The sequence below is a fragment of the Treponema socranskii subsp. buccale genome, from assembly GCF_024181585.1.
Taxonomy (GTDB): domain Bacteria; phylum Spirochaetota; class Spirochaetia; order Treponematales; family Treponemataceae; genus Treponema_D; species Treponema_D buccale.
Genome location: NZ_CP054258.1, coordinates 2,672,734 through 2,684,587, shown reverse-complemented (window position 1 = coordinate 2,684,587; position 11,854 = coordinate 2,672,734). Strand labels below are relative to the sequence as shown.

At 49.3% G+C, this 11,854-nt stretch carries 13 protein-coding genes; 2 read left to right on the top strand and 11 right to left on the bottom strand.

Annotated elements, in window-relative coordinates:
• Positions 1 to 36 precede the first annotated feature (36 nt).
• From HRI97_RS12060 to HRI97_RS12030, 7 genes are all read right to left on the bottom strand, one after another.
• The gene (locus tag HRI97_RS12060) at positions 37 to 267 is read right to left on the bottom strand and encodes a hypothetical protein (RefSeq protein ID WP_253725734.1); all 231 of its coding nucleotides are present in this window, start codon (positions 265 to 267) and stop codon (positions 37 to 39) included.
• A 249-nt stretch (positions 268 to 516) separates the two neighbouring features.
• Positions 517 to 984, bottom strand: coding sequence for a heavy metal-binding domain-containing protein (locus HRI97_RS12055; RefSeq protein ID WP_253725732.1), 468 nt, complete (start codon positions 982 to 984; stop codon positions 517 to 519).
• A 25-nt stretch (positions 985 to 1,009) separates the two neighbouring features.
• Positions 1,010 to 1,666: a DUF2715 domain-containing protein gene (locus HRI97_RS12050; protein WP_253725730.1), complete on the bottom strand. Its 657-nt coding sequence runs from the start codon at positions 1,664 to 1,666 to the stop codon at positions 1,010 to 1,012.
• 176 nt (positions 1,667 to 1,842) lie between these two features.
• Positions 1,843 to 2,934 (bottom strand): dTDP-glucose 4,6-dehydratase, encoded by a 1,092-nt coding sequence (gene rfbB / locus HRI97_RS12045; RefSeq protein WP_253725728.1) that lies wholly within the window; start codon positions 2,932 to 2,934, stop codon positions 1,843 to 1,845.
• Positions 2,919 to 3,518 (bottom strand): dTDP-4-dehydrorhamnose 3,5-epimerase, encoded by a 600-nt coding sequence (gene rfbC / locus HRI97_RS12040; protein WP_436411279.1) that lies wholly within the window; start codon positions 3,516 to 3,518, stop codon positions 2,919 to 2,921. Before rfbC ends, rfbB begins: the two co-directional genes overlap by 16 nt.
• Positions 3,519 to 3,618: 100 nt before the next feature.
• Complete coding sequence (rfbA, locus tag HRI97_RS12035) at positions 3,619 to 4,491, bottom strand: glucose-1-phosphate thymidylyltransferase RfbA (protein WP_253725724.1); 873 nt, start codon at positions 4,489 to 4,491, stop codon at positions 3,619 to 3,621.
• Between the two features lie 179 nt (positions 4,492 to 4,670).
• Complete coding sequence (locus HRI97_RS12030) at positions 4,671 to 5,270, bottom strand: flavodoxin (RefSeq protein ID WP_253725722.1); 600 nt, start codon at positions 5,268 to 5,270, stop codon at positions 4,671 to 4,673.
• Positions 5,271 to 5,484: 214 nt separating this feature from the next.
• Between HRI97_RS12030 and HRI97_RS12025 the strand changes: the two genes are divergently transcribed.
• Positions 5,485 to 5,955 (top strand): YbhB/YbcL family Raf kinase inhibitor-like protein, encoded by a 471-nt coding sequence (locus HRI97_RS12025; protein WP_253725720.1) that lies wholly within the window; start codon positions 5,485 to 5,487, stop codon positions 5,953 to 5,955.
• Between the two features lie 149 nt (positions 5,956 to 6,104).
• On the opposite strand, the gene HRI97_RS12020 is transcribed toward HRI97_RS12025, so the two are convergent.
• Complete coding sequence (locus HRI97_RS12020) at positions 6,105 to 6,545, bottom strand: Dps family protein (RefSeq protein ID WP_180487359.1); 441 nt, start codon at positions 6,543 to 6,545, stop codon at positions 6,105 to 6,107.
• Positions 6,546 to 6,775: 230 nt separating this feature from the next.
• Between HRI97_RS12020 and HRI97_RS12015 the strand changes: the two genes are divergently transcribed.
• Positions 6,776 to 7,696 (top strand): ribokinase, encoded by a 921-nt coding sequence (locus tag HRI97_RS12015; RefSeq protein ID WP_253725719.1) that lies wholly within the window; start codon positions 6,776 to 6,778, stop codon positions 7,694 to 7,696.
• 72 nt (positions 7,697 to 7,768) lie between these two features.
• Here the strand turns inward: HRI97_RS12015 and HRI97_RS12010 are convergent, their stop codons facing one another.
• From HRI97_RS12010 to HRI97_RS12000, 3 genes are read right to left on the bottom strand one after another with little or no spacing between them, the layout of a single operon-like run.
• The gene (locus HRI97_RS12010; RefSeq protein WP_253725717.1) at positions 7,769 to 9,397 is read right to left on the bottom strand and encodes a response regulator; all 1,629 of its coding nucleotides are present in this window, start codon (positions 9,395 to 9,397) and stop codon (positions 7,769 to 7,771) included.
• A gap of 1 nt (position 9,398) precedes the next feature.
• Positions 9,399 to 10,853 (bottom strand): sensor histidine kinase, encoded by a 1,455-nt coding sequence (locus HRI97_RS12005; RefSeq protein WP_253725716.1) that lies wholly within the window; start codon positions 10,851 to 10,853, stop codon positions 9,399 to 9,401.
• Between the two features lie 9 nt (positions 10,854 to 10,862).
• Positions 10,863 to 11,849 (bottom strand): ABC transporter substrate-binding protein, encoded by a 987-nt coding sequence (locus HRI97_RS12000; protein ID WP_253725714.1) that lies wholly within the window; start codon positions 11,847 to 11,849, stop codon positions 10,863 to 10,865.
• Positions 11,850 to 11,854: the final 5 nt, after the last annotated feature.

Sequence of the window (11,854 nt, the reverse complement as noted above, 5' to 3'; positions counted from 1 at the left end):
ATAAAACAGGCTGCGATCTACCGTTCGAAAGAAAAATCAGCCCCTTTCCGCGTCGGTAAAAATCGATTCCACTTCGTAGTTCGCGATAAAATCCTGTACGTCTCCGTCACTCATCGTAATGCCGTATGCGACATCGCTGCCCGGTTGTATATCACCGCTGACACCTTTGAAATCCGCATAACTTATCGGCGTACCGGCAAGCGCACCTTTGTTGGACGCTCTGCTGAATCCCGATTTTCCGTTATAATTGACATAAATATCACTCATACCCACTGTACCCCAATATAAAATTGATACATTCAGTATACACGATTGCGGACTATAAATCAAGGTGATTTTCAATAAATCAAAAATAAAAATCGGCACAAAAATCTGCCGAAAAAGCGCTTTCGTGCGGCTTCGGACGGACTTTCATGCCGAATTGAGCGGTCGAATCGTTTAAAAAACGTTAAACGGAACGCACTTTTCAACGGCTCGTTCGGACTTTCGTTTTTTCGACCGCATCGATATTCGATTTTACTTTAATTTTACCGCTAAACCGCTTATGTGAACGGAAACCGTTCGCTTGCCTTTGTCATCGGTTATCTTCGTTTTTGTGCGTACGAAAATAACCGCATCGGCTTGGAGTTCGTCGGCGCGTTCGACCATTTTGTATACCGCATTGGCAAGCGCCGCGTCGAACGGCGTCGGCGGAGCGATTACCGTTTTTTCGCTGATGTTAAGGTAGATGGCGTCGAAATTATCCAGGCTGCCGTAATTTCCGGTATCGCCCTCAAATAAACCGGTCGATGTCCGTACGCTTGAAACGCTCCCTTCTCCGCTTACGCGGCCGACTGCCGTATACGCTTCATAAGGAATTTCCGACATTACCGGTTCGTTGTGCCGCATTCTGTTTATTTCACTTACGGAAGGCGGAATGCTCGAACAGGATGCCAAAATCAATATCGTTGCCGCCGCCGAAAAAAGACTGAAAAATTTTTTCATATTAATGCTCCTCAAAATAAATTGATTATAATTTAAAAATCGGTCCGAGTTTTATGCTGAAAGCGTTCATAAAGCCCGGCGAATATCCTACCTTTCCGTATCCCAATCCGTCCGTAATGCAGGCCGTTATGCCGACTTTGCCGTTGAAAAAACACGCATAATCGAAGCGAAATGCGAGTGCTGCGAATTCGGCTAAAACTGCATCTCCGAATCCGAATGCCGTTTGCAGCCCCGCCCCGAAATCGAATTGGTGATTCCTTGCCGTTTTCGAATATCCTAAAAGGAACTCGCCCGCCCAGCCGGATACGAAACCGCCCGCCCTATACCTATCATAATAGTATGTATGTGTATAATAATCGTATGTATATGTGCGAGTCGTATAAATAGCATTCCCTAAAATGAGAGCGTTGTTGAACCAAACGGTAAAGCCCGAATTTCTGCGGTACATAAAATCCAAGCCCAATAACGCCGCATTTGCATTACTTTCACCCGGAACAACATAATTTTCATATCCGATGATCGGCGTAAGAAAACGCTGCCCCCGTATGCCTCCGCCTTTGCTTATTGCGGACATACCGTTTTCAAACGGAGAACGATACGTCCCTTTCGGCAAAAAGTTTTGCGCAAAACAAAACGGCAATACAAACAAGAGCATTGCCGAAACCGCACAGAGTTTTTTCATTTCCTATAGCCCCCTTGTATTATACTTTCTACTATATTACCCCCCCCCCCCCATTTTGTCAAGAAGAAATTTAATAACGATAAAAGAAAATTATCTGCAAAAAAATAAAATTGACAATGTGAAAACTATTGATATGCGAAAATATATTTTTTATTCAGCAGCTTTATATCTTTTTCTCACCGCTTCGTGTAATTTTCCGCAATCCAGGTTTTGTATTCGCCGGAGAGGATATGATCGATCCAATCCCGATGCGAAAGATACCACGACACCGTACGGCGAAGTCCTTCGTCGAACGAAACTTTACGCTGCCAGCCGAGTTCGGTTTTGATTTTCGTGCAGTCGATCGCGTAGCGGAGGTCGTGTCCGGGGCGGTCTTTTACATGGACGATCGTCTTTTCAACGTCGGCGACGTCTTTATGCAGTTCGCCCGCCGTAAGCTCGATGAGTTTTTGCAGCAGTTCGATATTTTGCAGTTCGTTTTCTCCGCCGATATTGTATTTTTGTCCGGCCTCGCCTTTTTGCAAAATAAGCCAAACCGCGCGGTTGTGATCTTCGACGTAAATCCAATCGCGCACGTTCTTACCCTCGCCGTATACCGGAAGCTCCTTTCCGTCTCGGATATTTGCGATCATGAGGGGAATGAGTTTTTCGGGAAACTGATAGGGTCCGTAATTGTTCGAGCAGTTCGAAAGCGTAAGCGGCAAACCGTACGTGTGGCTGTATGCCGACGCGATGTGATCGCTCGACGCTTTGCTCGCCGAATACGGTGAGCGCGGATCGTAGGGCGTCGTTTCGGTGAAAGCTCCCGTCGCTCCGAGCGAGCCGTACACTTCGTCGGTGCTTATGTGATGAAAGAGCACGTCTTCGCGCATCACGCCGTCCGGCTTTTGCCAAAAATTGCGTGCGGCATCGAGCAGCGTAAAGGTTCCCATGACGTTCGTTTTAATAAAGGTTTCCGGTCCCAAAATGGAACGGTCGACGTGGCTTTCCGCCGCAAAGTGCACGATAGTGTCGATATCGTATTGTTTTAAAATACGCTCGATTTCCGCCCTGTCGCAGATGTCGGCCTTTTCAAAAAAATAGCGCGACGAGCCGTACTCGGTTTCGATGTCGGAAAGGCTTTCGAGGTTGCCCGCATAAGTGAGACAATCGACGTTGACGACGCGCCCGGCAAAACCGCTTTCGTTTCCGAGCAAAAAGCGAATAAAATTACAGCCGATAAAACCGGCACCGCCGGTGACCATGATATTCGTTAATTTCCGAGCCATATACCGTCCTTTGAAAAATAGCGTGTATCTTTATCGAATGAGGGATGTTTTTTATCCTTTTCCGAAAGGAGCGGCGTCATACCCGGAGCCGCGCGCTCCCAATCGATTCCGATCGTTTTGTCGTTCCACATAATACCGCCTTCACCTGTAGGATCGTAAAAATCGGTACACTTGTACGCAAAAATCGCCTCACCGCTCAACACGTAAAATCCGTGCGCGAAGCCTTTCGGAATGTAAAATTGATTTTGCTTTTCTCCGTCAAGCACCACTCCGCAATATGTTCCGAAAGTCGGAGAATCGTTTCGTAAATCGACAGCGACATCGTATACGCTGCCCGATATGACGCGCACGAGTTTTCCCTGCGGATGTTTCGTTTGAAAATGCAGACCGCGCAAAACGCTCTTTGTCGATCGCGACTGATTGTCCTGCACAAAGCGCGCATCGATCCCTGCGGCGGCAAAGTCGCGCGCGCTGTAGGATTCGAAAAAATACCCGCGCGCATCTCCGAACACTTTCGGTACTATTTCAAAAAGCCCCTCAATAGGGACTCCGTCAATCGAGCATTGATTAAACGCGAACGACACCGCACTCTCCAAAATTAATAATTTATATCGTATCGCACGAGGCGCATATCAGCAAAAATGCGTATACCTTTCAGCGCCCGCGCCGTGCGTACAGACCGCATCACAAACTTGCGATGTATTCGAGATATCTGCCGTAATCCGTTTTGTAGCCGTCCGCGAGTTTTAACAAATCGTCCCGTGAAACCCAGCCGTTCCGATACGCGATCTCTTCGATGCACGATACGTACAAACCCTGCCGCCTTTCGATCGTCGCGATAAAGTTGCCCGCTTCGAGCAAATCGTTGTAGGTGCCGGTGTCGAGCCAGGCCATGCCGCGACCGAGCAGTTCGACCGACAAAGCGGAGCGTTCGAGATACGCGTTGTTTACCGACGTGATTTCGATTTCTCCCCGCGCCGACGGCTGTACGTTCGATGCAATGTCGACGACATCGTTATCGTAAAAATACAAACCCGGCACCGCGTAATTGCTTTTCGGATGAGCGGGCTTTTCTTCGATGCCGACCGCTTTGCCGTCTGTATCGAATTCGACGACACCGTATGCGCTCGGATCTTTGACGTAGTAACCGAAAATGACCGCACCGCCTTTTGTTTCGACTCGTTCAACCGCGTTTGAAAGATTGCGCGAAAATCCCTGCCCGTAAAAGACATTGTCGCCGAGCACCAGCGCGACCGTATCGTTTTTAATAAAATTCTTTCCGACGATAAAGGCGTCCGCAAGTCCGCGAGGTTTGTCCTGTACCGCATATTCGAAACGCATACCGAGCTGCTTTCCGTCTCCGAGCAGTTCTTCAAAGACAGGCAGATCGCGCGGCGTTGAAATTATTAAAACTTCACGGATTTTCGAAAGCATGAGCGCCGACAGCGGGTAATAAATCATCGGTTTGTCGTAGAGCGGCAAAATCTGTTTTGAAACCGCTTTCGTAATCGGATAAAGGCGCGTACCCGATCCGCCTGCAAGGATGATACCTTTCATAATAAAAAAATATATCACAAGAAGAGCGAATGCGCAACGATAGTATTTTTTTATTTTTTTGAGGGGAAAAGCCTTTCCCCTCGGTTCAGAGCTTCGCTCTTCACCCGACCCCTTTCGAGCGAGGGCGGATTCTATGTGCTCCTGCCCCCGCAACGCCCCGCAGAGAAAAAATTAATAAATTACGGTATAAAGCGCAGCGTCAGCTTGAGCCACGTCGTTACCGCGATATCCGCTTTGTGTCTGTCGTTTTGCGCGACGTGACCGAGCACCGAAATACCGCTGTTTACCGTCGAATGCTTAAACATGCGGCGGAACACGCGGGCGGTTCCCGCCATACCGCTTCCTTCGTGCGTACAAAACGGAATGATCATCTTTCCGTCCATATCGTGTTCTTCGATAAACGTATACACGACCGGCGGCAAGTCGCCCCACCAAATCGGATAGCCGATAAAGATCGTATCGTAAGGCGAGATATCGACATCACCCGTATAGGCGGGACGTGCATTATTCCGCTGTTCGTTTTTTACATATGCGACGCAGCTTTCGTAATCGGCGGGGTACGGTTTTTCCGGTACGATTTCGAATACGTCCGCGTTCATTTTTTCAGCGATGAGTTTTGCAACGATCGCGGTATTGCCTTCGGCTATGTAGCCGACTTTGGAATTTTCGTCCGCGCGGGAAAAATAGACGACGAGCGATTTCCGTTCTTTCGGCTGCGCGTGTACGCCGAGCGCCGCAAAGACGAAAACAAAGGCGGCGATGATTTTCAGTTTATTCATACCCAACTCCCGAATGCGCTGCTCTGCATCGATTTCGTTCGCGTATTTCGTTTCCGCAAGGATAACAAAAGGATACCGAGTATCGGTGTCTTATACAAGCGGTGAGTTTTTTGTGTTTTTTTATCGATATCGTTTTTACGCTGCCCGCGGGATACTGCGGCACAGCGCGTGTGTTGACTTTCCGCGCACTTGCGATACAATGAAAAGCGGAGGTATGGAACGCTTTATGAAATTGACAAGTACGGCCTTTGCCGACGGTAAAAAATTGCCGAAAGAATTTGCAAAAATGGGAGCGAACCGCATTCCGCCGCTGAAAATCGAAGGTGTGCCCGGCGGCGCAAAGAGCCTTGCCGTCATCATGCACGATCCGGATGCACCGATGGCGGGAGGTTTTTATCATTGGACGCTATGGAATATCCCGCCCGAAACGGCAACGATAGGGGAGGGAGCCGTTCCTCGCGGCGCCCTCGAAGGGAAAACGAGTTGGGGTACGTGCGGCTACAACGGCCCGCAGCCGCCGTTCGGTACACACCGCTATATCTTTTACCTCTATGCGCTCGACGCGGTGCTCGATCTTCCCGCAGGCAGCGACGTGCAAGCGCTCAAAAACGCGATTTCGGGGCACGAGATCGAAAGCGCATCGCTTACCGGTATGTTCGGTGTTTTGGATAATTTTCGAAAATAACGTTATCTTACGCGAAGGAATCGACATACCTCGACGCAAAGCGACGGGGTATTAAATCCTCCGTACGAATAAAAAACGCGGCACCGCTTTCAATGAAGCAAATGCCGCGTTTTTTACGTTTTCCCGCATTTTCGCGGAAAAGACCGTTATCAGCTGTTATACGCTTTCAACATCCACGCCAATTTTTGATATGCTTTCGTGTAGCCGTTGAACATATCGTTGGTAACGCTGTCGCCCTCTTTGTCCGCAAGATCGGCGATTTCTTTCGAATCTTTGATCCAATAGTCGGTGTCGGAAATAAGGGCGCGGATCGTTTCGTCGGCGGATTTCGGACCGTCACCGAGTTCTTTGATCGTCGCCATCTCGAGCGCTTCTTTCATATTTGAAACGGGATTGCCTCCGAGGGCGAGAATGCGTTCGGCAACTTCATCGAGGATGTCGCCCGCTTCTTCGTACAACTCTTCGAGTTTTGCATGAAGGGTAAAAAACTGAGTACCCTTTAAGTTCCAATGGAGATTATGTTTTTTGACATAATCGATCATCTGATTTGCAAGATACAGATTTAATTTCGATTCCAATTCCTTTGACATATAGACCTCTTGTTAAAACGTTTGATTTTTGTGCAATCTTGAAAAGACTACATAAACCTGTCTTTATTAAGAATAATAAAAAAAACTCCGGCTGTCAACAAAAAATTTATTGACACAGGGAAAATAAGAAAACACAATTTTAATTAAGAATATCGCGGTATCCTGCTGTTCCAATCGGTACTTCATGCGGTATACTGTAACAAAAAGAGCTGTCGGGTTTCGGAGGAAATATGAAAATAGTCAATTTCGGTTCGTTGAACATCGATTATGTCTATACGGTGCCGCATTTCGTGCGTCCGGGAGAAACGCTTGCGGCCGTGCGGCGCGACATATTTCCCGGCGGCAAAGGATTGAATCAGACGACGGCGCTTACCCGCGCGCTCGGCAAAGCGTCCGGTATTGAAATCTGCATCGCGGGCGGGATCGGTAAAAACGACGGCGCGATTTTAAAACAGGCGATCATCGATATGAACGTCGACACGGCTTTGCTCGGCGAATACGATGCGCCGTCAGGACACGCGCTTATCCAAGTGGACGCATCGGGGCAAAACAGCATCATCTATTACGCCGGAACGAACAAAATGCAGACGAAGGATTTTGTCGACGGCGTGCTCGCTCATTTTTCAAAAGGTGATTTTATTATCCTCCAAAACGAAATAAATATGCTCGATTACATCATCGAAAAGGCGCATGAGCGCGGACTCGTGATTTTTTTCAATCCGTCGCCGTTCGAAAAAAGCATTCTCGATCTGCCGCTGCACTATGTCGATTGTTTTCTCGTAAACGAAGTGGAAGCGGCCGATATCGCGGAAACGCCTCTCGGAGACGGCGATGAACTCCTTCGCGCCGTGACACAAAAATTCAGCAGCGCGTCGGTCGTGCTGACACTCGGAAAACACGGCGTCGCCTACAAAGATGCGAGCGGCACGTACCGCCACGGAGTTTACGACGTGGACGTTGTCGACACGACGGCGGCCGGCGATACTTTTACCGGCTATTTTATCGTGTGCCGCGCACTCGGCATGCCCGTCGAAAAAGCGCTCGAATACGCATCGAAAGCGTCGTCCATTGCGGTGTCACGAAAAGGCGCATCCCCGTCGATCCCGACATTCGACGAAGTTGAACGGTGTACGCTCGCGTTGAAAAAATGATCGCTTCCCGGACAATATGAAAAAAATAATTAGCCGTGCCTTTCCAAGCATCCGACCGTGTTTTAGAAACGCTCAACCGTTGTCCGAAACCGAGCCGGATTGCCGCGGTGCGTATGTATCGTTTGTCGGATCGGCTCGGTATTCGCGCGGCGAAAGCCCGGTCACTTTTTTGAAAATAAAACTGAAGTAGTGCGGATCGTTGAAACCTGTTTTGTATGCGATGTCCGCGCTTTTCATATCGGTCGATTTTAATAATTTTTTTGCGCGGGCAATCCGCACTCCCGTTAAATATTCGATAAACGTCGTATTGCATTCCTGCGAAAATATCGTGCTGAAATGATTCGGACTGAAATGCACCGCGTCCGCAACCGAACGCAGGCAAATGTCGGGGTCTGCAAAATTCGCGTCGATATATTTTTTTGCGCGAAGGATGACGTCGGCGTAGTGTCCGCGTACGTGCTCGTTGCGGTAGCGCAGCACGGAAACGAGCACTTTTTCGATTTCCGCGATAAAGGTTTTTTCGTTCTGCACGGCGGCGTCGATAAACGCGTGCGTGAGGATTTCCGGCATAACGCTTTGAATGTTTCCGCCGAACTGTTCGATTATCTTCGACACCGCCATGATCACGTCGACGAGAAGATAGGATGCGATGATCGAAAAGCGCTCCCGATTGTCGCCGAGCAGCGCTATGTATTCCCGTATGATTTGATCGATTTCGCTTTCGTCGGCATAATTGAGGCGTTCGACCAGCGGATCGTTTTCCTGCAGCACGATGGAATTATTTTGCGATGCGTCGATATCGCCCGCACTTATTATTTTATTTTTGTCCGAAATGCGGCAGCGTTTTAAAATCGACGATGCGTCTTGAAACGAATTGACGATGTGCGATATGTGTTCGGCGACCGAACCGATCGCGGTAATGACCGTGCACGTCGTGTTTTTTGCGATTTCATGCCGGATCGTGTCGGCGATGTTGAACGCCGCCTCTTCGCACGATTCTTTTGCGCCGCTTTTGATGATCGAAACGAAGGTATCGGGCGCGATAAAAAATCCGATGCTGTCGGGCATGCTTGCGCTTACCGACAGGACAATCGATTTTGCGGCGATCAACGCATCGACCGTATCGTCCGCGTTTGCGATCGTGCTGACGCTTACGATATAAAAGCGCGCGACGAGATTGATGCCGAGCGCTTCCGCTTTTTGGATGGCCGTATGCGTATCGAGTGCGCCGAGTACGATATCCGAACAAAGCTTTTCGCGAGCGAGCACGATATTCGATTCGAGTTCCGCTTTCATCCGCGAGATGTCGGTAAATTGCCGGCGCTCCAGGTCGAGCTTTTCGGCAACGCGGTTTAAGCAGCGAAGAATTTCGTCGAGCGTAAACGGTTTTAAAATATAATCTTCCACACCGATCGAAATCGCTTTTTTTGCGTAATCGAATTCGTCGTGTCCGGACAGGATGATGATCGATATTTTCGGCTGCAATTTTTTTACCGCCTGCGCGAGTTCGAGCCCGTCCATAAACGGCATTTTGATATCGGTGATGAGGATGTCCGGCTTTATATCCTGTATCATCGAAAGCGCGATTTCTCCGTCGCCCGCTTCGCCGGCAAACGAAAAGCGCGACTTTTCCCAATCGATTTTTGTACGGAGACCTTCGCGGACGATCATTTCATCGTCGACGATAAAAACGCTGTACATATTATCCCCCGCTCCCGTACGTTTCGACGGGCACCGTAAACGAAACGCGCGTCCCTTTGCCTCGTTCGCTCGTTATCGAAAGCGACACCGACGTATCGTAATACAGATTGAGGCGCTTGTTCACATTGTACAGACCGTATGTGTGCAGGTTTTCCGCAGGAGACGTTTGCAGCAACTCATCGCGGATGATTTTAAGCCGCTCTTCCGTAAATCCTATGCCGTTATCTTCGACGGTAAATCGTATGCGCGTATCGCCGCCGTCCGCTGCCGCAGTTTTTTTTGCCGTTACCGAGATAATCCCCCGCCCTCGTTTATTTTTGATACCGTGATAGATCGCGTTTTCGACGAGCGGCTGCAAAACCAATTTAAGGACGGGGATGTCGCCGATCCCTTCGTCGGCATCGAGCGTATAGTCGAGGATGTCGGCATAGCGGATACGCTGGATCGTCAGGTAATTCCGCACGTGATCGAGTTCCTGCGCGATCGTTATCCACTCGTGTCCCTTGCTCAGCGAAATGCGAAAAAAATCGGAAAACGCGCGCGTTATTTTTATGACGGCGTCTTTTTTTTCCGATTCGGCGAGCCAGATAATCGTATCGAATGTATTGTATAAAAAGTGCGGTGTAATCTGCGCCTGCAGCGTTTTCATTTCCGCCTTTTGCAGATTTTGCTGCTCTTTAATATTTTCATCGATGAGGTCGGTTATCTTTCCCGCCATAATGTTAAGATTGAGCGCAAGGTTGTCGAGCTCTTCTACATAGGGCTTTTCCGCACGCGCGCTCAAGTCTCCGTTCGCGATGCGCGACGACAGTATTTCCATGTCGTGGATCGGACGCCGTATGTTTTCCGATACCGAAGTGAACGCGTACACGGAAATCATAATAATAATTATTATGATGCCGATCTGTATATACATAAGCGTGATCGACGAGTGTTTTAAACTTTCGTTCGTATTCGTCGACGATTCGATTTCCGCGACGATGTAATCCTGCAAAATGTCGTAGATGAGCGATGATACGCCGCGTATTTCATCCATCGTCTTTTCGTTTTCGGCGACCGTTGTGCCCGAGTCTATTTGCCTGCCGAGCATATCGACGTAATTTTCAAGCGTTTTTTCCGCCCGCGAAACGACGACAAGCAGCTGCCGGTTGTCATCGCGTATCGTCGAGCGCGCGATCTCGGCGATGCCCGACCGTATGCGTTCGAGTATGACGTATTGCCGTCCTTCGGCAAAATCGACTTTTCCCGCAACGATGTTCCATATTTCGTCGGAAATTTCGGTTTTGACGATTTGGCTCAGCCTGTTCGCACGGCTCACGTTGGTAATGATTTTATCGTACTGCAGCGTGTACATGCGCTGCGCAATTATGGAATAAGCCGTCGGTATGATCATGAGGACGATGATGAAGATATAGGAAAAGCTCAAGTGCTTTTTTATGCTGTTCGTTTTTTGCATGATCGTATATCAATAACCTCGTGGCGGCACATCATCGAGATTGTCGTTTTCAGTAAACACCCGCTCGGGTATATCGGTACGACGCGGAATGGATTTTCCCGCCGCCAAAAGTTTGACGAGTTCCATAACACGCTCACCGCTGTCGGGATTGCATTCGACGACACAGTTGATCTCTCCCGCCCTCAGCCTATCGAGCGCTTCCTGTTCCGCGTCGTAGCTTACGACGACGATGTCCTTTCCCGTTCGGATTCCGTGTTCGCGGAGCACGTCCAAAAAACCGAGCGTCATCCCGTCGTTGTTGGAGACGATTATATCGATCGGCTTTCCGTCTATTGAAAGGGAGCCGTTCGCCGCTAAAATCGTCTTTGCGATCTCTTTTCCCCGCGACCGGATAAAGTCTCCGCTTTCGCTGTATACGATCGAAAAGCGGTCATCGTCCCCGAGCACTTCCCGAAAGCCGCTTGAGCGGCCGTCCGATGCGGATGACCCGTCGGTACCGCGTATTTCGAGGATATTGAACGGGCCGCCCTTGTTTTTAAATTTACCGAGCAAAAAACGCGCGGCGGCGCGCCCTTCTTCGACGCTGTCCGTTCCGATGTATCCGGCATAGAGATCTTCGTTCGACACGGTGAGCTTTCTGTCGTACACGATGACGGGAATTCCCGCGTCTTTCGCTTCGCGCAATACATTGTCCCACCCGTCCTGCACGATCGGAACGAAAACGATGACATCGACTTGATAAACTATAAACGAACGGATCGCTTTGATTTGATTTTCCTGCTTTTGTTCGGCATTTTCATACAGGAGCCGGATACCTGAGCGCTCGGCGGCAAGGCGCATCGATTTTGTATTGAACGTGCGCCATGCGCTTTCCGCGCCGATCTGCGAAAATCCGAGTATGATACTGCTTTGCGCCCGCTCTTCGTTTGCTTTTTTTGTACAGCCGGAGAGCGCACACAAAAACGCGGCTCCGATACAAAGGCTTATGTTACGCATAATAC